Source organism: Kribbella lupini (assembly GCF_039529595.1).
GTDB lineage: Bacteria > Actinomycetota > Actinomycetes > Propionibacteriales > Kribbellaceae > Kribbella > Kribbella lupini.
This window is the reverse complement of record NZ_BAAANC010000001.1, coordinates 1,824,558-1,846,579: the sequence shown is the minus strand read 5'-3', so window position 1 is coordinate 1,846,579 and position 22,022 is coordinate 1,824,558. Positions and strand designations below refer to the sequence as shown.

Here is a 22,022-nt window from a genome sequence, read left to right as displayed (position 1 = left end):
GCGCGAGGCCCAGGGAGAGAACACACCAGATCTCCCTGGGCCTCAGGTGATCACATCGTCGCCATCTGGCTCAGCCGGACAGCCTTCTTCACTGTGGACCTGCGCCGGGAACACCTGGACGGGCGCGCTTCGGCTCGCAGGAGCGCGCGACCGTGAGGTTCTCGAACGTGCTCTGCGTGGATGCGTAGAGCCCGACGCCGCCGTTGCGGACCACGCTGTCGCGAGCCTCCAGGACCTGAACACCGTTCACCGTGACGGTGATGCGGTCGCCATGGATCGCCGCACCAAGATCGATGGGACCTGTCAACGGGTTGCTGAGGGACACCGTGCCCACCGTCACCGGACCGGACGCGTGGGCCTCGCGGACGATGCTGGCGTACTGCGTTCTGCCGCTCGTCTTGCCGACGTGGATCCGATACCCGTAGGAGTCCGACGTGTCGCGCAGCGAGATGCCTGCGGTGCCGACGGATCCGTTGATCGTGACCCTGGCCTTCGCGGCGTAGTCACAGCTCTCGGAGAAGCGTGACGGCAGCGTCGAGCCGGCCAGCACGTGCGCCCTGCCATCGGTAGGGGTGAGCTTCAACTGCCCCGAGTTGACGGACACCTTTCCGGCGATCCCCCGCCAGGTGGCCTGGTCGAGCCCTTCGGTGATCGTGACGTTGTCGAAGGCCGCGGCCCGGCCCTGCGTGGAGGCGGCTGCACCACCGGTCGGCAGTTGCGTGTCGTCCGCGGAGATCGATGTGTTGCCCACGGTGGCGATCAGATGCTTCCCGACCGCGGAGACGGTCAGCGCGTGTGCGCTGTCCGCGTTGATGGGCAGCTCCGTCTGCGCGAGAAGCGTCGACGTCGCGTTGTAGACCTTCACGAGCTGCAGCTTGGCGCCTCCCGATGTACTGACGACATCGGCTCGGTAGTAGTTGCGGGAGTCGTGGTAGCGGAACGCGAGGCCGGTCGTCGCTGTTGTCTGGTTCCGTGTCCCGGGAACGATGTCGGCGGTCACGACCACGTCATCCGGTACGTCCTGCTGCACCGCCAACGACTGCGTGTCCGTGCTCGAGGTCTGCACCAGCTGCGTGCCGGGCTGCGCGCCACCCAGCGTCCAGGTGCCCTGCACCGGGGTCCAGCCGTCAAGGGAACCGTTGAAGTCGTAGAGGGTGCTGTCCAGGCTCGTGTCGGTGAACTCCTCGTTGAGCAACGGCTTCGGCGTGAAGGCTGCCTTGGCCGAGACGGTGACGAGGTTGCCGGTGCGGGTGAACGCGGCCGGGATGCCGTTGATCTTCACCGCACGCGCCTTCGGCGCAGTGATCGAAAGGGTGCCGGTGAAGGGGTCGCCGAGGGAGATCTGGGCGGTGGCGCCCTGCAGTTCCACGTGGACGTCGGACACCACTCCGGAGGCCTTGATGACGGTGTCCCCGTCGTCGACCAGCGACGATCCCTGGGTCAGCGCGTACCGGGTCAGACCGCGGCCCTTGTCGGCACGCTCGAGGTACGCGGTCTCGGCGTCGGTCGCGGCAGCTCCGAACTGCCTCGACGAGGGAATCGCCTCGCGCGACAGGTAGAAGCGGCCGGTCGCTTTCGGCAGGTCGATCTCCAGGGCGCTGGCTACGGTGTGATCCACGTGGGGCAGATCGATGCGCGACGCCTTCACCGAGGGCGCGGCGCCGGCCTTGCCGGGAACCACGACCGTGTCCACTCCGGTGGCGCCGGCCGCGGACCAGTCATACGACAGGTAGTCGACGTCGGTGAGAACCTGCTCGCCCACCCGCACGGCGCCGTTCTTGTGAACGCTCGACGTGAGGCCGGCGCCGTGCTGGGCCACGGGGACGAGCTGCACTCCGGCCACAGGTGTGGCGCCGGGCACCGTGTCGAACCCGACCGTGGCGACGTTCGTGGCCGGGTCGACGGTGACCGGATCGCCAGGGAAGTGCCAGAGCTGCCGGTAGTCGTGCGCGCCGGCGTCACCCCTGAGGTCGTCGGAGACCACCCAGAAGCCGGGCTTGACGAAGTAGACGACGCGATCGTGCGCGATCGGCCGGTAGGCCTGCGTTTGACCGCGGTAGAGGTCGAGGCCCGCGTTCGAGCGCCACAGCGACGTCGAGCGGGGCAGGCCGGCGGGCTGTGGTTGCCCGTCGACCTCGACGGTGTTGTGCGCCTCGGTCGTGCGCCGCATCCAGTCGTTCGTCGGGGTCGCGCTGTAGTCCCCTGCTCCCGGGTCGACGATCAGCGGACGCCCGTACGCCGCCATCACCAGGCTGAGGTCGTCGGGATGCCGGTGAGAGGCCGTGTAGCTGGAGTTCTGGTTGTTGATCAGCATGTACCGGGCGTCGGCGTCCCACCCGGACCGCTGGGCCGCATAGCTGATCGGGAACACCGTGGACGACAGCCTCGGGACGGTCCCCTCGGTGCGCCCGGAGGCGACCCAGGTGAAGTCGGACCAGGAGTTGCGCTCACCGGTTTTCCGGATCGCGCTCTCGCCCGCGTCCGTGTTCGGAGAATCACCGACGAGCGCTGTCTCCAGATTCGGCTGACGGGTCGCGAACAGCGCATCCGCGATCCAGTCCGCTGACTGAACGATCCCGTTGGGCAGGGTTCGCCCGTTGGCCTCCGCCACGTCGATCATCGTGTTGATCAGATCCGCCACGTAGGCCTGATAGTTGAACGTCGGCTCGCGGTACACGCCGTCGCCCTTCACCCAGGCGCGCAGGAACCGCTCGACCGAGCGCACCGCGAACGGCTCCTGCACGAAGGACGCCTTGAACTCCGGCAGATAGACCGCCGAGACGTAGATCGCGCGGGCCATCGAGACGTACCAGTTGTTTCCGACATGGATCTGCAGCACAGCCGCGAGGCGATCCGTCGTCGCGTGCACGCCGGACAGGTACGCCACGAGGTCGTCCGCGTCGATGCTGGGCTCAGTCCGGAACACGGAGAACGCGCTGACGAGCTGGGCCAGCCGCTTGCCGCCCGACAGGTTGCGGTTCTGTGGCCAGGTCGGATTGTCGGCGAAGAAGTCCAGGGAGATGTCCATCCACGCCGAGGCGTACGCCGCTCGCTTGTGCGGGTCGTTCTCCTTCAGATAGGCGCTCGTCAGCGTCGGCATAAACGTGAAGTCACTCATCAGAACCTGTGCGCTGCCTGGGATGGTCTCTGTCCCGTCCCAGAGGTTCGCCCAGTCCACGTCGATCCGCTGCGCGGCGTCGTCGTAGAAGTCACGGGTCACGGTGCCGAACCGGAAGATCCCCGCCGCCAGCTCGTCGGCGGTCGCGTCGCCGCCTCCTGCGCCGCCCAGCCCTGGGTACTCGATACCCGAGCGGCCCGCGTAGTAGACCTTGAGCTCGGTCGCGGCGCCGGCCTCGTTGCCGGCGGCAAGCTCCGCCGCCACAGCCGCGAGTCCCGGACGCGTCAGGTCGAGCAGCTCCCCGAGATCCGACATGTCGCTCGTGGCGGCCCGGGCCGGCGACAGACCTGTCGCCATCAGCGCGACGGCGACTGTCGTCGCGGCCCACGCACGGGCACGGCGGCGCGTGCTCCGCCGAAGAAGTCTTCGTTGCATCCCATCTCCTCATGACACGTGAGAGCGTTCGCCGGGTCCTTCGACTCCAGGTCTGTGCTGTCCAGCGGGCGGGTCACCGCGCCGATGTCCGTGCGGCCGAACGCTCGGTCCGGCCGGTCCCTGACATCGTCGAGAACGTTCGGCGGGAGCACGAGGCGGCCGGTTGACGTCGCGTGCTCGCGACTGATCTATCGTTTAATCACCGTAGGGTCGGTCGCGACGTTACGTCAACGGCTCGAGGAGGCCGACCAGCGTGACTCCGCCCGTACGGCGGCGACGTACTCGACCGTGAGGCAGAATGCCACCCGACCGTCGAGCGAGGAGCTGTCGTGGACCAGCGTCTGGTGATCAAGCTGTCGGGTGCGGCTATTGCCGGGGACGGTGAGTTCGGGTTCAGCAGTGAGCGGTTGACGCACCTGGCGACCGAGGTGCTGGCGGCGCGGGCGACCGGCGTACAGGTTGCTGTGGTGGTGGGTGGCGGGAACGTCTTCCGCGGGAACCGCGCCGAGGACTGGGGTATCGACCGGGTCGAGGCGGACAACATCGGCATGCTGGGCACGGTGATCAACGCCGTGCTGCTCCGTGGGCGGATCGCCGCGCTGGGAGGCGTCGACGTGCGGCTGATGACGGCGATTCCGATCAACAACCTGGCGGAGCCGTACATCCGGCTGCGGGCGATTCGGCACCTGGAGAAGGGCGCGATCGTGCTGCTCGGGTGCGGCAACGGGCAGCCGTTCACCACGACGGACTATCCGGCGGTGCAGCGGGCGGTGGAGCTGGGCGCGGACGGTTTGCTGGTGGCGAAGAACGGGGCCGACGGGATCTATGACGCGGATCCGAACGCGGTGGCGGGCGCTCGGCGGTTCGACCGGTTGAGCTATCAGGAGGTGATCGATCGGGAGTTGCGGGTGATGGACCAGTCGGCGTTCATCCTGGCGCGCGATCACCGGTTGCCGTTGCACGTGTTCGACATCGATGCCCCTGGCGCCGCGACGGCGATCTGCCGTGGTGAGCGGGTGGGGACGCTGGTCAGCTGAGGTAGGTGAGGTCGGCGGCGATGCGGTCGAGGTGGGGTTGGAACCAGTCGCCGTGGGCTTGTAGTTCTGCTTGGCAGGCGAGGGCGGACCAGAGGGCTCGGTAGAGGGCGAAGGTTCGGTGGAGGTCGGGGGTGAGGGTCAGGCCGTAGGCGGTCAAGAGGGCACTTGTGGGGCCGGCGATGGAGAAGCGGGCCAGGTCGTACAGAGGGTCGCCGTAGAGGGCGTCGCCCCAGTCGATGATGGCGGTGAGGGTGCCGGTGGTGGAGTAGAGGTGGCGGGGGTGGAGGTCGCCGTGGAGTAGGGCGGGGTGCTCGGGCTCGAGGGCAGAGGCTTCGGCGTGGACCAAGTTGATGAGTTGGTGGTGGTGGCTTTGCGGGAGGAGGCCGGCGGTGACCAGGTGGTGCAGGGATTTGACTTCCTGGAGCAGGTGGTCGGCCCACGTGGTGCGGAGGGGGCCGCTGAGGCGACCGAAGGCGTCGCCTTGGACTTGGTGCAGCTTGAGGAGCGCCTTGCCTGCGCTGGCTAGTGCAGTGGTGTCGGAGGGATCGGTGGGCGCTCCATCGGCCGCGCGCTGGATGAGGTACTCCCCCGTCTCGTGGGTGCCGACGGCAACGACCTCCGGTGCCGGGATGCCGGCTTCGGCGGCCAGTGTGCAGGCGCGCGCTTCGGCGACCAGGCCGGGGCCGGACTTGTAGTAGTAGGTCTCCTCCGCCGTGCGCACGCGGAACGTCTCGTTGCCGACGAAGCCCTGGACGGGCTCGATGGTCTCGTACGCACCGACGTACAGCTGCAGGTCGATCAAAGGCGGGTTCTCCGGGACAGTAGGTAGACGTAGGTGTGCGGGTCGTCCTCATCCGGCGGGCGGACGCCGCGGAAGACCGTGGTGAAGCCAGCGGCGGTGGCTCGGGCATCCATCTCGTCGGCGGGGAGCCAGTAACCGTCGTACTCGACGCCCAGGCCGGCGGCGCGGCCGCCGCGGCGGACTTTACCGTCGCCGGGCTTGAAAGCCGTCACGAAATACCCGCCGGGCCGGACGACCCGCGCCAGCTCGGCGAAGGCCGGCTCGCGCTCGGTCGGCGGGAGGAAGATCAGCGAGAACCAGCAGACGACACCGGCCAGCGACGCGTCCTCGAACGGGAGGTGCCGCAGGTCGCCGACCTCGAAGGTGAACCCTGGGTGGTCGCGTCGAGCGACCTCGACCATGCCTGGTGACAGGTCCACGCCGCGGGGTGACAGACCTTGTGAGGAGAGATACGGAGCGAGGCGGCCGGTGCCGCAGCCGATGTCACCGACCACCGGGCCGAGGCCTGCCGACAGGGTCAGTTCGCTGAACAGGTCGAGCACCGAGCGCTCGATCGGCATCCGGTCGAGCAGGCCTTCGACGTTCTCGACGTACCACTCGGCCAGTGCGTCGTGGGCGGATCTCAGCTCGTCGGTCTTGGCGTCCATGGCGGGAACCGTAGCCGCCACCGTCGACAAAACCTGTTGCCCCGCCGATGGCGGATTTGCTGTACTCGGGAAACACCTGTCCCAGCGGAGAAGGAGCGCCGAGAGATGCGAGCTCGTTTCATGTCCACCTCGTTCTGCCTCCTCCTCTGTGCAAGGGACATGAAGCTGCGTGAAAACACTGAACCTGGGGATTCTGGCGCATGTCGACGCCGGTAAGACCAGCCTGACCGAGCGGCTGCTGTACGCCGCCGGGGTCATCGACGCGGTCGGGAGCGTCGACGACGGCAGTACCCAGACCGACTCGCTCGCGCTCGAGCGGCAGCGTGGGATCACGATCAAGTCGGCCGTGGTCTCGTTCGCGCTCGGCGACGTCGGCGTGAACCTGATCGACACTCCCGGTCACCCGGACTTCATCGCCGAGGTGGAGCGGGTGCTCGGCGTGCTCGACGGGGCCGTGCTGGTGGTGTCGGCGGTCGAGGGCGTGCAGGCGCAGACGCGGATCCTGATGCGGACGCTGCAACGGTTGCGGATCCCGACGCTGATCTTCGTCAACAAGATCGACCGGGCGGGTGCGCGGTACGACTCGCTGCTCAAGGAGCTGGCGGCGAAGCTCTCGCCGGACGTGGTGGCGATGGGCACGACCGATGAACTCGGTACGGCGCGGGCAAGCTTCACGACGTACGGGCCGGGTGATGCGGGGTTCTCGCTGAGCCTGGTGGATGTGCTGGCCGAGCACGACGACCGGTTGCTGGCGACGTACGTCGAGGACGAGAACGCGCTCTCCGACGAGGCTCTTCGGGCCGGACTGGCCGAGCAGGCCCGGCGTGCGGTGGTGCATCCGGTGTACTTCGGGTCGGCCATCACGGGCGCCGGGACGGAGCCGCTGATCGCGGGGATCCGGGAGTTGCTGCCTGCGTCGGTCGGCGACAAGGAAGCGCCGGTGACGGGGTCGGTGTTCAAGGTCGAGCGAGGGCCGGCGGGCGAGAAGGTCGCGTACGTGCGGATGTTCAGTGGTGAGCTGCGCACGCGAGACCGGCTGCGCTTCCGCGGCGACCACGAGGCGAAGGTCACCGCGATCAGCGTCTTCGACTCCGGTACGACGGCCACCCGCGCGAGCGTTCACGCCGGTCAGATCGGCAAGCTCTGGGGGCTCTCCGAGGTCCGCATCGGCGACGAAATCACCGCTGGATGCATCGACGAGCCGGGCACGGGGTCGGGGGTGAACCGAAGAAGGGCGGGCGAGAGCCCGAGCGGAGCTGCTGATGCAGCGGGGGTCGACCGGGGCGGGGCGGGCGCTTCCGCGTTCTTCGCTCCCCCGACGCTCGAGACCGTCGTCCTGCCCGCCCGTGCGTCGGATCGCGGCAACCTGCAGAGCGCGCTCTCCCAGCTCGCCGAGCAGGACCCGTTGATCAACCTCCGTCAGGACGACGTACGCCAGGAAACGAGTGTCTCCCTGTACGGCGAGGTGCAGAAGGAGGTCATCCAGACCACCCTGGCCACGGAGTACGGCCTCGACGTCACCTTCCGGGAGACCACGACGATCCACATCGAGCGGATCGACGGCCCGGGCGAGGCGGTCGAGTTCAACAAGGTCGACCCGAACCCGTTCCTGGCGACCGTCGGCCTGCGCGTCGAGCCGGCGCCGCCGGGCTCGGGCGTGTCGTTCGCGCTGGAGGTCGAGCTCGGATCGATGCCGTACGCGTTCATCAAGGCGGTCGAGGAGACGGTCCGCGAGACGCTGCAGCAGGGGTTGTGCGGCTGGGAGATCCCGGACGCGCGGGTGATGATGACGCACTCGGGCTACTCGGCGCGGCAGAGTCACGCGCATGCGGTGTTCGACAAGAGCATGTCGAGCACGGCCGGGGACTTCCGGTTGCTGACGCCGCTCGTCCTGACGACTGCCTTACGCCGAGCGGGAACGACGGTGCACGAGCCGATGCACCGATTCCAGCTGGAGCTCCCGACCGACACCGTCCGCGGAGTGCTCGCGGCACTTGCCAAGCTGCGCGCGATCCCTCGCGTGCCGGCACTCGACACCGGTACGTCGGTGCTGGAGGGCGAGATCCCGGCGGCCGCGGTCTACCAGCTGGAGCAGCAGCTTCCCGCGCTCACTCGTGGCGAAGGCGTGCTGGAGTCGGCGTTCGAGCGGTACCAGCCGGTGACCGGTGCGGTCCCGCGCAGGGAGCGCACCGATCACGATCCGCTGAATCGAAGGGAGTACCTCTTGCACGTGCTGAGGCGGGTCTAGACGAACAGGCAGAAGGGATGGCCGGCCGGGTCGAGCAGCACGCGGACCGAGTCCTGCGGCTGGTACTGCGCGAGAACGGCGCCCTGGGCAACGGCATGCTGCGTGGCCACGTCCAGGTCGTCGACCGCGATGTCCAGGTGCTGGCTCGCGTTCTGCGCGCCCGGCTCGGCCGGCCAGCGGGGGCGTTTCCACTGCTCCTCGTACTCGAAGTTCAGTGTCACCTCGCCGGTGCCCTCGGCCGCGCGGATCTGCGCCCAGCCGTCGGCTGCCGGGTGTCCCTCGCGCGGTCCCTCGCTGGTCGTCACCGGCCGCCCGAGCAGCCGCGCGTAGAACTCCGCCAGCGCCCGCGGGTCGGGCGCCATGATGGTCACCGAGGTGACCTGAAGAGTCAGTCCGTCCATTGCCCTGACGCTACCAACGCCGACCGACAGTTCCGGCGGCCTCTCAATCGGTGGTCGTCAGCAGGAACCGCTGGACAAGATCCGCCGAGAGCTACTCGGATCGGGTCAGCAGGATCGAGTGCGGGCGGAAGCCGTGGCGTTCGTACACGCGCACCGCGGTTTCGTTGGCGGCGTACGCGCTGACCTCGAGCCGGGCGGCGCCGCGTTCTCGCGCCCAGGCGACGAACGCGTCGATGAGCCGGCCGGCGACTCCCCCGCCGCGGGCCTCGGGGCGGACGTACATGCTGACCAGCTCGGCGCGGGGCGCGATCCACATCTCCGAGGCCGGCAGGAACTTGCCGATCAGGTGGCCGACCACGCCGTCGGTCGTTGCCACAAGCACCAAGGACTCCGGGTCCGCGATCAGGCCGCTCGCCCACTCACCGCCGTACGTCGCCGGCCAGTTCTTGTTCCGGAGCGGGTCACGCGTTCCCGCGTCCTCGGCGAACAGCGCCGTGCAGGACGCCACGACTCCGTCGAGGTCCCCCGCGACCGCGGTTCGGACAGTCACATCGCTCATCGGTGCAGCCTCCTCGGACGACGACGAGGCGAGCGTACGGCGTACCGGGTGTCACGCCCGCGGACCGGGCGGTGTCTTGATGCCGACAACGCACCCGTACGAGGAGAACACGATGGCACTGCGCGTTCCCAAGGCCGAACTTCCGGCCGAGGTGGTCGAGACCATGACCGAGCGGTTCGGGACGGTGCCCGAGCCGCTGGAGGTGATGTCGCACAACCCGAAGGTCGCCGAGGACACCTTCGACTGGGGACAGATGGTGGAGGGCTGGTCGGTCGCCGACGCGAGCCTGAAGTCGTTCGCGCACATGGCGGTGGCGTCGCTGATCGGGTGCAGCTGGTGCCTCGACGTCAGCTACTTCCAGGCCCTCGACCAGGAACTCGATCTGGCCAAGGCGAGCCAGGTGCCGCGGTGGCGGGAGTCGAAGGTGTTCTCGCCGCTGGAGCGGGACGTGCTGGAGTACGCCGAGGCGATGACGACGACACCGCCGACGGTCACCGACGAGCTGGTGGCGCGGCTGCTCGCCGCGCTCGGTCCCGCCGCGCTGGTCGAGCTCACGAGCGTGATCGGCTTCGCCAACCTGTCGAGCCGGGGCAACGCCGCGCTGGGGATCACCTCGCAGGGCTACTCGTCAGCCTGCGAGATCCCGTTGGCCTCGCGTCCCGAGGCGGCGAAGAAAGGCGCCGCCTCGGCGGGATCGGCGGCGTGACCGAGTCCCCGGCTGAGGACGTCGTGCTGGTCACCGACGGCGGCGGCGGCGCGGGCGCCGATCCACGGTGCGGAGGTGGTGGCGAAGTTGCTGGCGCGCGTGTCCGAGGTGAGCGCGATCTCGACCGAGCCGCGCTCGTCAGACAGCGCCGATGACCGTGGTGCCGAAGTCGTCCTCGTCGGTGCTGATCGTGGTCGTCAGGTCGGCGGCGGACAGGATCTCCGCCGCGAGCGGAGCCTGTTCGGCGCTGGCCTCGGTGAAGAGGTAGCCGCCGGGAGCGAGCCAGTCCGCGGCTTCGGCGGCGACTCGACGGAGGAGTGCCAGGCCGTCGGGTCCGCCGTCGAGGGTGAGCCGGGGTTCGTGCAGCCGGGCCTCGCCGGGGAGGAACTGGACGTCGCCGGTCGGCACGTACGGGACGTTCGCGAGCAGGATGTCGACGCGTCCGCGCAGGTCGGTGGGTAGGGCGTTGTAGAGATCGCCTTCGAACACCTGCGCGGCCGGGAGGTTGCGGCGAGCATTCCGTACGGCGGCCGGGTGCAGGTCGGCCGCGTACAGCTCCACCCCAGGCACGGCGGTCAGAACGGCAAGCCCGAGGGCTCCGGATCCGCAGCACAGATCGACCACGACCGCATCAGCACGGCATCGCGCGATCGCCTCGTCGACCAGGTGCTCGGTCCGGCGACGGGGAACGAAGACGTCCGGGTCGATCAGCACCCGGACGCCGTGGAACGAGGCCCAGCCGAGCACCTGCTCCAACGGCAGTCCGGAGACCCGCTCCTCGACCATCCGATCCAGGTCCGAGGCGTCGGCGGCGGTCGCGAGGATGAGCTCGGCCTCCTCCTCGGCGAAGACACAACCGGCGGCGCGCAGCGTGGTGACGATCGAGTCGGAGGTGAGCACGAGGGCTATCTAATCCTCCAGCTGCGGGTGCACGCGAAGGGTTTCCGCCAGCCGCTGCAGCGCGGGGTTCGGGCTGTCCGGGCTCCAGCACGCGTGCAGGGTGACCGAGTGCGCGTCGGCCGCGTCGAGTTCGCGGTACCGGACGCCCTCGACGCCCATCGCCATGATCGAGCGCGGGATCAGCGCGCAGCCCAGGCCGGCCCGGACCAGCGCGAGCATCGTCGGGACCTGCGACGCGAGCTGGCTGACGGCGTACCGGTTCATGCCGATCATCGCCGCGCAGATGTCGTGCAGGTAGCGGGATCCTTCGGGGCTGTAGCCGATGTACTCGTCGGTGACGTCCGCCAAGGTCACCGGGGACGAGCCGCTTGCGAGCTTGTGATCGGCCGGGACGGCGAGAACCAGGTCCTCGGTGTGCACGAGCAGCGACTCGAACCCGTCCGGAATCGGCGGCCGGACCAGGCCGATGTCGATCTCCAGGTTCGCGAGCGCTTCGTACTGGTCGGGGCTGACCAGCTCGGTCAGCTCGACGCTGACGGCCGGGATCCGCCGGTTCACCATCGCCAGGAAGTCGGCCAGTACGGCGTACGCGCCGATCGCGGTGAACGCGAGCCGCAGCGTCCCGGTCTGGCCGTCGGCCGCGCGCCGCGTCGCTTCGGGCGCGACCTCCAGCAGCGCGAGCACCCGGTGGCTGTGCTCGAGGAAGACGCCGCCGGCCGCGGTGAGCCGCACTCCCCTACCGGTGCGGTCGAACAGGTTCACGCCCAGAGAGCGCTCCAGCGCCTGGATCTGCCGGGTCAGCGGTGGCTGGGTCATGTTCAGCTTCTGGGCGGCCCGGCCGAAGTGCTGCTCCTCGGCGACCGCGACGAAGCCGCGGAGTTGCTGCAGTGACAGGTCCATGCGCCCTCGGTATCGATCGATGCGGAATCGGGCTTGGACGAGCATAACGGAAAGCCCTTACCTTCGGACCAGTCGAAGACAGGTGAGGAGCCGAAGTGACCAAGCTGGCTGTGCTGATGACCGCCGAACGCGCCGCGGACGTGATCGACCCGCTGACCCGGGAGCTGATCGAGCAGCGGTTCGCGGTGACCTGGGCGCCGGACACGAACCCGGAGACGGTGATCGCGCTCTCGAAAGATGCCGACGCCGTGCTCACCAGCTGGGGTACGCCGCACCTGGACCAGTCGATCTGGGCGAACGGCGCCGGACCGAGGGTGGTCGCGCACGCGGCCGGTTCGGTGAAGAAGCTGGTCGACCCGGCGATCTTCGACCAGGGCGTCGCGGTGTTCACCGCCGGCGGCCGGATCGCGTGGTCGGTCGGCGAGTACTGCCTCGCCGCGATGCTGACGCTGGCCCGCCGGCTCCCCCGCTTCGACGGAGCGATCAGAAGCGGCGGCTGGAAGCAGACGGCGTACCGCGGGCACGAGCTGGCCGGCGCGAAGGTCGGCATCCTCGGCGCCAGCTCGACGGCGCGAGCGCTGATCACACTGCTGAAGCCGTTCGGTTGCGACGTCGTCGTCTACGACCCGTACCTGAGCGACGAGCGCGCGGCCGAGCTCGGCGTACGCCGGGCCGAGCTGGAGGAGACGCTGCAGTCGACGTTCGTCAGCCTGCACGTTCCCGACGTACCGGAGACCAAGGGCCTGGTCACGCGGAAGCTGATCGAGCAGCTGCCGGACGGCGCGGTCGTCGTGAACTCGTCACGCGGTCCCGCGATCGACCAGCAGGCGCTGCTGGAGCACGCGCTCGACGGACGGATCCACGCCGCCCTCGACGTGTACGACCCGGAGCCGCCGACGCTGGAGCAGAAGGTGCTCGAGGCACCGAACCTGCTGCTCACCCCGCACGTTGCCGGTGACACCGAAGAGGGTCACCTCGCGCTGGCCGGGTTCGTGATCGCCGACGTCCTGCAGTACCTCGACCACGGCACCCGCGGACCGAGCTCCGTCGACCCGGCGTCCTGGTCGATCCAGGCCTGAGGGAAGGAGAGACCCGATGTCGCGGATCAGATCGGTGGAGGTCTTCGCCGTCGCCGTGCCGTTCGCCCGGCCGTTCGTGCTGGGCAGCGGCGCGGTCGGGAGTCCCGAGCAGCGCCCGGACCAGGCCGGCGCGGTCGTGTTCGTGAAGCTGACCACCGAGGACGGCGTGGTCGGCTGGGGCGAGCAGAGAGCGCTCCCCAGCTGGAGCTACGAGACGGCCGAGACGATCGCGGTGGTGATCAACCGGCACCTGGCGCCGCTCCTGCTGGAGCTGACGCCGTTCGACGTCGAGCTGTTCCACCAGCAGGCGGCCAAGCGACTCAGTCCGGCGGTGTCCAACGGCTTCCCGTTCGCGCGGGCCGCGGTCGATCTCGCGATGCACGACGCGGCGGGCAAGCTGGCCGGCGTACCGGTGCACGCGTTGCTCGGCGGCAAGGTGCACGACGAGATCCCGCTCTGCTCGGCGATCGGCGTCGGTGCTCCGGAGACCGTGCGCGAGCACGCCCAGCAGTCGTCGGACTATGCGGCGTACAAGGTGAAGATCGGTGGCGATCCCGATCAGGACGCCGCGATCATCGAGGCGGTCGCCGAGGTCGCGGGCACCAAGCCGCTGTGGCTGGACGCGAACCAGTCGTACCGGCCGAGCGCGCTCAAGCAGCTGCTGGACCGCACCCGTCACATCCGGACCATCCACTGCGTCGAGCAGCCGGTGCCGAGCACCGACCTGCTGGCGATGCGCCGGCTGCGCGGCCTGATCGACCTGCCGGTCGCGATCGACGAGGGCAGCTTCACCGCGCAGGACCTGGCCCGGGCGATCCAGCTCGACGCCGCCGACCTGGTCGTGGTCAAGATCTGCAAGTCCGGCGGTCTGCGCAACGCGCTGAAGACCGCTCAGGTCGCGCTCTCCGGCGGTCTCGAGATCCTGTCCAGCGGCCTGACCGACTGCGGCATCGGCTTCGCGGCCGCGCTGCACGTGTTCAGCCAGCTGGAACTGGCACTGCCCGCCGAGCTGAACGGGCCGGAGCTGCTGTCCGACCTGTACGTCGAGGGCTTGACGATCACCAAGGCCGTCGCGACGGTCCCCACCGCCCCTGGCCTGGGCGTCGTGGTCGACGAGGAGCGGATCCGTGCCGAGTCGATCGACCTGCTCTTCACCTGAGGAGTCCCTGATGCAGACACAGCTGTCCCGCCGCAGCTTGCTCAAGCTGACCGGCCTGGCCGGACTGGGAGCCGCAGCCGCCGGCTGCTCCTCCGGTCCACCGAGTGGCGCCGCCGCCTGGTCGATGTGGTCCAGCAGCCCGGCCGAACGCAAGGTCTGGGACGCCTTCAGCGCGTACGTCGAACGCGAGCTGCAGGTGAAGTCCGTCCCCACCCTCACGCCGTCCGGCGGCTACCCGACCAAACTCGACCTCCAGCTGGTCAGCGGCACCGCGGGCCTGGTGACCGCGCTGAACGGCTGGCTGATCCCGACCTACGCCGCCCGCGGCGCGCACCGGCCGCTCGACGACCTGATCGCGGGCGATCAGGACTTCGACCTCGACGACTTCTACCGGCCGATCCGCGACATCAGCTCGTTCAACCACCAGACGTACGCGATCGGGTTCGACGTCGCGCCGACGGTGATCTACTACAACAAGACGCTGCTGGAGAAGAAGGGCATCCCGGCGCCCTCGCCGACGGTGCCGATGTCGTGGGCGACGTTCCGCGACCTGGCCAGGGAAATGACCGGACCGGATCAGTACGGGTTCACCTGCGCGCCGTCGATCGACGACCTGGTGTCGTGGATCTACTGCGCCGGCGGCAACGTGATGAACGAGGCCTGGGACCGGAGCGCGCTGAACGCGCCCGAGGCGATGGAGGCGGTCCAGTACGTCGTCGACCTGTTCGTGAAGGACAAGGTGACGCCGCCGATCGCCAACCTGGTCACCGAGAGCTCGCTGGCCAACTTCATGGAGGGCAACGTCGCCTTCATGCACAACGGCCCGTGGCAGGTGGTGAACGTGCGCAAGGCGAAGTTCGACTGGGACATCATGCCGTTCCCGGCGGGGGCCGCCGGCAGTACGCCGCGGGTGTCCGGTTCGAGTTTCGCGATCCCGGCCAAGGTCCGCGGTGACGATCTCGATCTGGCGTGGAAGCTGCTGAAGACGCTGACCAGCAAGGGGGCCCTGGACATCTATGCCGAGGCCGGCCGCAACAACCCGGCCCGGCTGTCGGCGGGCAGTGCGTTCAAGCCGCCGCCGGACAACCTCGGCATCGTGCAGGACATCCTGGCCGGCAAGATCGCCGGCGGTCACCCGTTCGACGTGACCACGAACTGGAACCAGGTCAAGCAGCTGCTCGGCCAGGACCTGCCGCGGACGTTCCTCGGGCAGGTCTCGGTCCGGGAGGCGATCGACGGACTGACGCCGCGGCTCGACATCTTGATGAAGCAGCACCAGGACAACGTCCGCCAGGCCTCGGCCAGGAAGGGGTGACTCCGATGGCCGTCGACACACTCCCTGTCGCAGCAACAACTCCGCGGCAGCAGCACCGTGCCGCGAAGAAGCCCAGGAACAAGGAGGCGCTCACCGCCTGGCTGTTCATCCTGCCCAGCCTGATCGGCTTCCTGATCTTCACCGCCGGACCGGTCGTCGCGGCGGGGGTGATCTCGCTGCTCAACTGGAACCTGTTCAGCTCGCCCACCTGGGCGGGCCTGAAGAACTTCGCCCGGCTCGGTCCCGACCCGACGTTCTGGTCGGCGCTCGGCAACACGGCGTACTTCACCTTCGTCAGCGTCCCGGTCACGATCGTGGTCAGCCTGGCGCTGGCTCTGCTGCTCAACCAGGGGCTGAAGAGGATCGCGGTCTTCCGCTCGCTGCTGCTCTTGCCGTACGCAACGATCACGGTGGCGGTCGCGTTCGTCTGGATCTGGCTCTACATCCCGCACGACGGCCTGGTGAACGCCGTGCTCGGCCTGGTCGGGATCGACGGGCCGCAGTGGCTGATCTCGGACGGCTGGGCGATGCCGGCGCTGATCGCGATGAGCGTGTGGAAGAGCTTCGGGTTCGGCATGGTGGTCTTCCTGGCCGGGCTGCAGGCGATCCCGCAGCAGCTGTACGAGGCGGCGAAGGTGGACGGCAGCAACGCGCTCCAGACCTTCCGCAACGTGACGCTGCCGATGCTGTCGCCGGCGCTGTTCTTCGTCGTGGTGACGTCGATCATCGGGTCGTTCCAGGTCTTCGACCAGGCCCTCATCATGACCAACGGCGGTCCGGGATCGCGAACGACCACGCTGGTCATGTACATCTACCGGACCGGCTTCGAGAACTACGACCAGGGGTACGCCGCGGCGCAGTCGCTGGTCCTGTTCGGCTTCATCGTGGTGATCACCGCGGCCCAGTTCCTGCTCCAGCGGAGGCTCGTCCACTATGACAACTAACGTGCTCGCACCCCTGCAGAAGAACCCCGTTGCCACTCGCAAGCTGGTGGTCTTCGCGTGCTTCGTGGTGACGGCGGTGACGCTGGTACCGGTCGTGATGATGGTGCTGGTGGCGTTCCAGTCCGACGCCGAGTCGATGGCCGCGCGGCCGTCGTTCTGGCCGAGCACCTGGCACCCGGAGAACCTGACCCGCGCCTTCGACCTGGTCCCGCTCGGCCGGTACCTGGTCAACACGGTCATCTTCGCCGCCGGTACGACGTTGCTGGAGACCGTCACGGCCGCACTTGCGGCGTACGCGTTCGCCCGGTTGCAGTTCCCCGGCCGGACCTGGCTGTTCGGCATCTACCTGGCGACGCTGATGATCCCGTCGCAGGTGACGCTGATCCCGCAGTTCGTGCTGGTCGCGAAGCTGCACGGGATCGACACCTGGCCCGGGATGATCCTGCCGCACGCGTTCACCGCGCTCGGCGTGTTCCTGCTGCGGCAGTTCTTCCTCGGCATCCCGCGCGACTACGAGGAAGCCGCGCGGCTGGACGGCGCCAACCGGTGGCAGGCGTTCATCCGGGTGATCGTGCCGCTGGCGGTGCCGGCGATCGCGACGCTGGCGGTGTTCAAGTTCATCGGCCAGTGGAACAACCTGCTCTGGCCGCTGGTCGTCTCCAACAGCGAGGCGACCCGTACGGCGGCCGTCGGCCTGCAGGTCTTCCAGGACACCAACGGTACCCAGTGGAACCTGTTGCTGATGGCAGCGACCATCACGACCGTGCCGCTGATCGTGCTGTTCTTCCTCACCCAACGCTGGTTCGTCAAGGGCATCACCATGAGTGGACTCGGAGGCCGCTGAACCCATGAACTACACCTGGTCCGTCTTCACCAAGCCGTGGGCCGAGCTGCCCGGCGACGAGCTGGGCGAGCTCGTCGCCGGGCTCGGGTTCGCCGGCGCGGAGATCCCCGTCCGGGACACGGCGTTCGTGACGCCGGCCACGGCCGAGAAGGTGTTGCCCGCGTTCACCGAGCAGCTCCGCGACGCGGGCGTGGCACCGATCAGCATCGCCAGTGGGCTGGAGGAGTCCACCTTCGCGGCGGCCGCCGAGGCCGGCGTACCGATGATCCGGATCATGGCCGAGCTCGGGCCGGACGGCTACGCGGCTTCGGTACGCCGGAACCGCGAGCAGCTCGAAGCGGCTGCCGGATTCGCGGCGCAGTACGGCGTACAGGTCGGGGTGCAGCCGCACCACGGCAAGTTCGTCGCGTCGACGCTGGGCGTGGTGCAGCTGCTCGACGGTCTGCCGGAGCAGTTCAAGGTCGTGTGGGACGCGGCGCACGACGTACTGGCCGGCGACGATCCGAAGATCACGCTCGAGCTGGCCAAGGACCGGCTCGGCATCGTGAACCTGAAGAACGTCACGTACGTCCCGACCGAGCCCGGCGCGGACGTCGGTGGCGCGTGGAAGCCGTGGTTCGTGCAGGGCGCCGACGGACTGGCGAACTGGTCGAGCGCGTTCGCGACGCTGGAGACGCTCGGCTGGAACGGGCCGATCTGCCTGACCGGTCAGTACTCCGACCCGTCGGTGCCGGTGGGTGACCGCCTGCGGATCGATCTGAAGGCAGCGCAGGCCGCCGCGCGGTAGAACGCCGAGGAGCCGGTGTCGAGCAGGTGGCACCGGCTCCGACGTAACCTCGAAACCCCATCGAGGAGGCCACGTGAAGTACATGCTGCTGATCTACGGCAACGACGAGACCTGGAAGGCCCTGGAGGCCGAGGGGATGGAGTCGGTCTTCGACGTGCACCGCGCCCTCCTGGCCGAGACGCGGGCCAGCGGTGAGTTCGTCGCGGCCGACGGACTGGCCACGGCCGACGCGCGGGTGGTCCAGGTCCGCGACAACGCGCCGGCGGTGACCGACGGCCCGTTCACCGAGGCCAAGGAGGTCCTGGCCGGGTACTACCTGCTCGAGTGCGACCTCGAGCGCGCGACCGAACTGGCCGGACGGCTGGTCGAGGCGAAGTACTCGCCGATCGAGGTGCGAGCACTCACGACTCCGTTCGAGGAGTGAAGTGTGTTCCAGCGACTTGCCGGGCTCAGCTCGGCGTTGACCTGAGACCGGCGAGTCACTGCAGCCGGGTGTTCTAGCTGGGGTACGCCGGCGCGAGAGTGACCCCACCTGTGGCGGGTTGATCACCCATCCCGCGGCCACCCCGGACGAACACCGTCGCGCCCGGGTCCGGAGCCTGGGCCCCGTCGTCGAGACGCAGCGTGGTGGTCAGACCGTTGCTCAAGGTCAGAACCGCCACGCGTCGCGGCTGCCCGGTGCGGATCGACGAGCTCACCTCGTGGATACCGGTGCAAACCGCTGGTTGGATCGAAGCCCTGCCGAGCGTTGTCGTGCCGTGACTCCTCACATCACGGCGCTGCTCGGCGAGCCGCCTCATGGCTGACACAGATCCCCCTCCTCATCGGGTCCCCCGAGGGACTAGTTGGGTTGTACGACAGGCGCCATCACTCCTCACAGTGACAGAGCCATCGCAGCAGCCTTGCTGACTGTGAGGAGGTTTTCAAGGGGATGTGAGGATTACTGGCCGCCGAAGCCGGTGGTGGCGATTCCCTTGATGATCTGGCGCTGGAAGAAGAGGAAGACCAGCACCAGTGGTAATGCGGCCAGGATCGCCGAGGCCATGTTCTGCGCGTATTGCAGGCCGTACGCGCTCTTCACCGTCTGCAGGCCGACCGGCAGCGTCATCAGATCGGCGTCGGTGGTGACGATGAACGGCCAGAGGAAGTTGTTCCACGCACCGATGAAGACGAAGATCGCGACCGCGGCGAGAATTGGCCGCGACAGCGGCAGCACGATCGACCAGAACACCCGCAGCCGGTTCGCGCCGTCGACCCGGGCGGCGTCTTCCAGCTCGACCGGAATCTGGTCGAAGAATCGCTTCAGGATCAGCACCATCGCGGGCGCAAACGCTTGCGGAAGAATGATTCCCCAATAGGTGTCGACCAGGTCGAAGGCGAGCATCTGACGAAACAGCGGAACGATCAGCAACTGCGGCGGAATGATGATGGCCGCGATGATCGCGGCGTACAGTCCGCGCCGGCCGCGGAAGCTGATCCGGGAGAACGCGTAACCGGCCAGCGCGGAGGTGGCGACCGTCACGAAGGTGATCAGCACCGAGGTGAACAGGCTGTTCCAGGCCCACAGCGGGATGTCCCCGGCCGAGAGCACCTTGCGGTAGGCGTCGAAGCTGAAACCGTCCGCCGGGGAGAGGCTCACCGTGGACGCGGCGGCGTCGGCCTCGCTCTTCAGCGAGGTCAGCACCGCCCACGCGAACGGGACCAGCCAGGTCGCGGCCAGGAACGCCAGGATCAGCAGCGCCACCATCCGCGACACGCTCCAGGGGTTCTCCCCCGGCTTGTGCCCCTGCCGGTACGCCGCCTTGCCGCGCTGGATCCCTCTCGACAACGTGTAGGTGCTCACTGGGCGCTCCTGCGGTTGATCAGCTTGTACTGCGCGATCGAGATCAGCACGATGATCGCGAAGAAGAGGTACGAGATCGCCGACGAGTAGCCGAACCTGTAGCCGGTGAAGCCGGCCTCGTAGATGTACTGGACGATCGAACGGGTGGACCCGGCCGGGCCGCCGTTGGTGAGCATGTAGATCTGGTCGAACACCTTCAGCGAGGCCAGCACCTGCAGCGTCAGGATCAGCGCGGTGGTCGGCGCGAGCTGCGGGACGACGATCGAGAACAGCTGCCGCCACTTGCCGGCACCGTCGATCGCGGCCGCCTCGAACTGCTGCTCGGGGATGTTCTGCAGCGCGGCCAGGTAGAGCAGGAAGTTGAACCCGATCGTCCACCACAGCGTGGTGATCACCACCGAGATCATCGCCACGTTCGGGTCCTGCAACCAAGCCACCGGCGCGATCCCGAACTCGGCCAGCACGCCGTTGATCAGCCCGAGCTTCGGGTTGTACATCCAGGACCAGAACAGCACGACCACGGTCGAGGCAAGCAGGTACGGCAGGAAGAACGACAGCCGCCACAGCCACCGGCCGGGCAGTCCGAGATTCACCAGCAGCGCGAACGCCAGCGACAGCACCACGAGCGGGACGGTGCTGAGCAGCGTGAACCACAAGGTGTTGCCGAACGACTTCCACAGGTCCGGGTCGCTGAGCGCCTCGGTGAAGTTGGCGAAACCGACCAGCTCGCCGTTCGCGCCGGTCAGGGTCTCGCCGGTGAAGCTCAGGTACAGGCCGTAGACGGCCGGGACCACTAGGAACAGGCCGAAGAGCACCGCGAACGGTGCCGCGAAGGCCCACCCGGTGAGCGACTCGCCGCGCTGCGCGCGGGCCCGGCCGGTACTGTTGCCCTCCGCAACCACCAGGTCCGCGGCGGGGGTGTCGACTGCTGTCGGCATGACGGTCTCCCTTCGTCGATCAGACCGGTTGCGGGCGGTCGAGCAGCTTGTTCAGCCGTTGCACGAATCCGTCGAAGCCGGCCGCCGGGTCCCCGCTGCCGAGGTAGACGTTCTGCACGTTCTCCGCGAAGTAGCTGGTGAAGTCGCTGCCGGCGCCGCTGAACCAGACGTCCGGGTCGTAGTTCACGTACGCCGGGATGCCGACGTAGTTCGACTGCGGTTTCAGCTCCAGGTACTCCGGGCTCTTCACCACCGGCTGGTACGCCGGGATGTGACCGGCCCCCGCCCACTTGACCGAACGCTTCAGGATTTCCGCGACGAGTCGGTACGTGGAACGGCGCCGGTCGGGGTCGGCCTTGGACTGCCGGGGCAGTACGAACGTGTGCGAGTCGGCGTACGCAGCCTGCTGCCCGAACAGCGTCGGGATCGGCATCGCGTCGAACGGCATCTTGGAGTCCTTCAGCACCGGCAGTTCCCAGACGCCGCCGAAGAGCAGGCCGCTCTCGCCGTGCAGGAACTCGCTGACCGCCGTACCGCCGTCGCCGCTGCGGGTGGCGATCGTGTCGTTCAGCAACGACTGCACGAACTCGAGCGCCTTCACCGCCGCGGCCTCGTCGACCTCGGCCTTGCTGCCGGGGACGAGCTTCAGCTCCGCGCCGGTCTGGCGGTAGAAGGTGTAGAACAGCCGCCACATCTGCGAGGGGTCGCCGAGGTAGCCGTACGACAGGCCGTGCTTGCCGGTCACCTTCTGCAGCTTGGACGCGACCTCGGTGAACGCCTCGGGGCTGTCCATCGAGGCGATCGCGTCGGTGACGCCGGCCTTCGTCGCGTGCTCGGTGTTGTAGTAGAGCACGAACGGGTGGGTGTCGAGCGCGATCGAGTAGAGCTTCCCGTCGTACAGGCCCTTTTGCCAGACCAACGGCGGGAAGTCGCTCTCCTTCAGGCCGACCTCGGCGAGCAGGTCGAGGTCCCACGGCTCCAGCAGGCCGCCGGGCGCGTAGCCCGCGATCCTGGAGGCGTGCATGATCGCGAGGTCCGGCGCACGGCCGCCGGCCGACGCCATCGCCAGCTTCGTGTAGTACGGCGGACCCCACGCGAGCACGGTCTGCTTGGCGTGGAACCCGGCGTTCAGGCCGTTCACGGCGTCGACCAGGCCGGCCATCACGATGCCGTCACCGCCGGTCATCAGGTGCCAGTAGTTGAGCTCGGTGCCGGTGCCGCCGCTGCCCGGCGAACAGCCGAGCAGCAGGCTTCCGCCGGCCAGCGCGGCCGCTCCGGAGAGCAGGCGGCGCCGGGAGAACTGACGATCGAACGATGTCATGAGGGCTGTCTCCTTCGCAGGCGGCACCGATCATTACAT

At 68.5% G+C, this 22,022-nt stretch carries 21 protein-coding genes; 10 read left to right on the top strand and 11 right to left on the bottom strand.

What is annotated here, in order from left to right; translation table 11 throughout:
* Positions 1 to 88: 88 nt before the first annotated feature.
* Entirely contained in the window at positions 89 to 3,553 is a 3,465-nt protein-coding gene (locus ABD235_RS08460) for an alginate lyase family protein (protein ID WP_344171708.1), read from the bottom strand.
* A gap of 329 nt (positions 3,554 to 3,882) precedes the next feature.
* On the opposite strand from ABD235_RS08460, the gene pyrH reads away from it, so the two are divergent.
* A complete protein-coding gene (pyrH, locus tag ABD235_RS08455; RefSeq protein ID WP_344171706.1) occupies positions 3,883 to 4,590 on the top strand; it encodes a UMP kinase in 708 nt (235 codons plus the stop codon).
* On the opposite strand, the gene ABD235_RS08450 is transcribed toward pyrH, so the two are convergent.
* Together ABD235_RS08450 and ABD235_RS08445 are read right to left on the bottom strand one after the other, a co-directional pair.
* Complete coding sequence (locus ABD235_RS08450) at positions 4,583 to 5,392, bottom strand: phosphotransferase family protein (protein ID WP_344171704.1); 810 nt, start codon at positions 5,390 to 5,392, stop codon at positions 4,583 to 4,585. The two genes, pyrH and ABD235_RS08450, sit on opposite strands and share 8 nt — an antisense overlap.
* A complete protein-coding gene (locus tag ABD235_RS08445) occupies positions 5,389 to 6,039 on the bottom strand; it encodes a class I SAM-dependent methyltransferase (protein WP_344171702.1) in 651 nt (216 codons plus the stop codon). The genes ABD235_RS08450 and ABD235_RS08445 overlap by 4 nt, the downstream gene beginning before the upstream one ends.
* 169 nt (positions 6,040 to 6,208) lie before the next feature.
* Between ABD235_RS08445 and ABD235_RS08440 the strand changes: the two genes are divergently transcribed.
* Positions 6,209 to 8,287: a GTP-binding protein gene (locus ABD235_RS08440; RefSeq protein ID WP_344171700.1), complete on the top strand. Its 2,079-nt coding sequence runs from the start codon at positions 6,209 to 6,211 to the stop codon at positions 8,285 to 8,287.
* Here ABD235_RS08440 and ABD235_RS08435 read toward each other — a convergent pair.
* Positions 8,284 to 8,688, bottom strand: a complete 405-nt coding sequence (locus tag ABD235_RS08435) for a VOC family protein (protein WP_344171698.1) — start codon at positions 8,686 to 8,688, stop codon at positions 8,284 to 8,286. The genes ABD235_RS08440 and ABD235_RS08435 overlap by 4 nt on opposite strands.
* 91 nt (positions 8,689 to 8,779) lie before the next feature.
* Positions 8,780 to 9,247, bottom strand: a complete 468-nt coding sequence (locus tag ABD235_RS08430; protein ID WP_344171696.1) for a GNAT family N-acetyltransferase — start codon at positions 9,245 to 9,247, stop codon at positions 8,780 to 8,782.
* Between the two features lie 79 nt (positions 9,248 to 9,326).
* Between ABD235_RS08430 and ABD235_RS08425 the strand changes: the two genes are divergently transcribed.
* Positions 9,327 to 9,953: a carboxymuconolactone decarboxylase family protein gene (locus tag ABD235_RS08425; RefSeq protein WP_344171694.1), complete on the top strand. Its 627-nt coding sequence runs from the start codon at positions 9,327 to 9,329 to the stop codon at positions 9,951 to 9,953.
* A 138-nt stretch (positions 9,954 to 10,091) separates the two neighbouring features.
* Here ABD235_RS08425 and ABD235_RS08420 read toward each other — a convergent pair whose 3' ends face one another.
* Positions 10,092 to 10,853: a putative protein N(5)-glutamine methyltransferase gene (locus ABD235_RS08420; protein ID WP_344171692.1), complete on the bottom strand. Its 762-nt coding sequence runs from the start codon at positions 10,851 to 10,853 to the stop codon at positions 10,092 to 10,094.
* A 9-nt stretch (positions 10,854 to 10,862) separates the two neighbouring features.
* On the bottom strand, positions 10,863 to 11,753 hold the full coding sequence (locus ABD235_RS08415) for a LysR family transcriptional regulator (RefSeq protein ID WP_344171690.1): 891 nt from the start codon (positions 11,751 to 11,753) through the stop codon (positions 10,863 to 10,865).
* 95 nt (positions 11,754 to 11,848) lie between these two features.
* Here ABD235_RS08415 and ABD235_RS08410 point away from each other — a divergent pair, with 95 nt between their 5' ends.
* The 7 genes from ABD235_RS08410 to ABD235_RS08380 all read left to right on the top strand — a co-directional run bounded on the left by ABD235_RS08410 (position 11,849) and on the right by ABD235_RS08380 (position 18,305).
* Positions 11,849 to 12,832, top strand: a complete 984-nt coding sequence (locus ABD235_RS08410; protein ID WP_344171688.1) for a hydroxyacid dehydrogenase — start codon at positions 11,849 to 11,851, stop codon at positions 12,830 to 12,832.
* Between the two features lie 16 nt (positions 12,833 to 12,848).
* Complete coding sequence (locus ABD235_RS08405; RefSeq protein WP_344171686.1) at positions 12,849 to 13,991, top strand: mandelate racemase/muconate lactonizing enzyme family protein; 1,143 nt, start codon at positions 12,849 to 12,851, stop codon at positions 13,989 to 13,991.
* 10 nt (positions 13,992 to 14,001) lie between these two features.
* Positions 14,002 to 15,306, top strand: coding sequence for an ABC transporter substrate-binding protein (locus tag ABD235_RS08400; protein ID WP_344171684.1), 1,305 nt, complete (start codon positions 14,002 to 14,004; stop codon positions 15,304 to 15,306).
* A gap of 5 nt (positions 15,307 to 15,311) precedes the next feature.
* Positions 15,312 to 16,250 carry a carbohydrate ABC transporter permease gene (locus ABD235_RS08395; RefSeq protein WP_344171682.1) on the top strand — a complete coding sequence of 313 codons (939 nt, stop codon included), beginning with the start codon at positions 15,312 to 15,314 and terminating at the stop codon, positions 16,248 to 16,250.
* Positions 16,240 to 17,094, top strand: coding sequence for a carbohydrate ABC transporter permease (locus tag ABD235_RS08390; RefSeq protein ID WP_344171680.1), 855 nt, complete (start codon positions 16,240 to 16,242; stop codon positions 17,092 to 17,094). The genes ABD235_RS08395 and ABD235_RS08390 overlap by 11 nt, the downstream gene beginning before the upstream one ends.
* A gap of 4 nt (positions 17,095 to 17,098) precedes the next feature.
* The gene (locus ABD235_RS08385) at positions 17,099 to 17,881 is read left to right on the top strand and encodes a sugar phosphate isomerase/epimerase family protein (protein ID WP_344171678.1); all 783 of its coding nucleotides are present in this window, start codon (positions 17,099 to 17,101) and stop codon (positions 17,879 to 17,881) included.
* Positions 17,882 to 17,963: 82 nt separating this feature from the next.
* Entirely contained in the window at positions 17,964 to 18,305 is a 342-nt protein-coding gene (locus ABD235_RS08380; protein ID WP_344173691.1) for a YciI family protein, read from the top strand.
* Positions 18,306 to 18,378: 73 nt separating this feature from the next.
* Here the strand turns inward: ABD235_RS08380 and ABD235_RS08375 are convergent, their stop codons facing one another.
* The 4 genes from ABD235_RS08375 to ABD235_RS08360 all read right to left on the bottom strand — a co-directional run bounded on the left by ABD235_RS08375 (position 18,379) and on the right by ABD235_RS08360 (position 21,983).
* Positions 18,379 to 18,543 carry a hypothetical protein gene (locus ABD235_RS08375; RefSeq protein WP_344171676.1) on the bottom strand — a complete coding sequence of 55 codons (165 nt, stop codon included), beginning with the start codon at positions 18,541 to 18,543 and terminating at the stop codon, positions 18,379 to 18,381.
* 278 nt (positions 18,544 to 18,821) lie between these two features.
* Complete coding sequence (locus tag ABD235_RS08370) at positions 18,822 to 19,724, bottom strand: carbohydrate ABC transporter permease (RefSeq protein ID WP_344171674.1); 903 nt, start codon at positions 19,722 to 19,724, stop codon at positions 18,822 to 18,824.
* Positions 19,721 to 20,662: a carbohydrate ABC transporter permease gene (locus ABD235_RS08365; protein ID WP_344171672.1), complete on the bottom strand. Its 942-nt coding sequence runs from the start codon at positions 20,660 to 20,662 to the stop codon at positions 19,721 to 19,723. The genes ABD235_RS08370 and ABD235_RS08365 overlap by 4 nt, the downstream gene beginning before the upstream one ends.
* Before the next feature lie 19 nt (positions 20,663 to 20,681).
* A complete protein-coding gene (locus ABD235_RS08360; RefSeq protein WP_344171670.1) occupies positions 20,682 to 21,983 on the bottom strand; it encodes an extracellular solute-binding protein in 1,302 nt (433 codons plus the stop codon).
* Positions 21,984 to 22,022 lie beyond the last annotated feature (39 nt).

Coding starts and splice junctions, on each gene's coding strand:
- ABD235_RS08460 (WP_344171708.1), bottom strand. CDS start 3,553: ATGCAACGAAGACTTCTTCGGCGGAGCACGCGCCGCCGTGCCCGTGCG.
- ABD235_RS08445 (WP_344171702.1), bottom strand. CDS start 6,039: ATGGACGCCAAGACCGACGAGCTGAGATCCGCCCACGACGCACTGGCC.
- ABD235_RS08435 (WP_344171698.1), bottom strand. CDS start 8,688: ATGGACGGACTGACTCTTCAGGTCACCTCGGTGACCATCATGGCGCCC.
- ABD235_RS08430 (WP_344171696.1), bottom strand. CDS start 9,247: ATGAGCGATGTGACTGTCCGAACCGCGGTCGCGGGGGACCTCGACGGA.
- ABD235_RS08425 (WP_344171694.1), top strand. CDS start 9,327: ATGCCGACAACGCACCCGTACGAGGAGAACACGATGGCACTGCGCGTT.
- ABD235_RS08415 (WP_344171690.1), bottom strand. CDS start 11,753: ATGGACCTGTCACTGCAGCAACTCCGCGGCTTCGTCGCGGTCGCCGAG.
- ABD235_RS08405 (WP_344171686.1), top strand. CDS start 12,849: ATGTCGCGGATCAGATCGGTGGAGGTCTTCGCCGTCGCCGTGCCGTTC.
- ABD235_RS08400 (WP_344171684.1), top strand. CDS start 14,002: ATGCAGACACAGCTGTCCCGCCGCAGCTTGCTCAAGCTGACCGGCCTG.
- ABD235_RS08395 (WP_344171682.1), top strand. CDS start 15,312: ATGGCCGTCGACACACTCCCTGTCGCAGCAACAACTCCGCGGCAGCAG.
- ABD235_RS08390 (WP_344171680.1), top strand. CDS start 16,240: ATGACAACTAACGTGCTCGCACCCCTGCAGAAGAACCCCGTTGCCACT.
- ABD235_RS08385 (WP_344171678.1), top strand. CDS start 17,099: ATGAACTACACCTGGTCCGTCTTCACCAAGCCGTGGGCCGAGCTGCCC.
- ABD235_RS08380 (WP_344173691.1), top strand. CDS start 17,964: ATGCTGCTGATCTACGGCAACGACGAGACCTGGAAGGCCCTGGAGGCC.
- ABD235_RS08365 (WP_344171672.1), bottom strand. CDS start 20,662: ATGCCGACAGCAGTCGACACCCCCGCCGCGGACCTGGTGGTTGCGGAG.
- ABD235_RS08360 (WP_344171670.1), bottom strand. CDS start 21,983: ATGACATCGTTCGATCGTCAGTTCTCCCGGCGCCGCCTGCTCTCCGGA.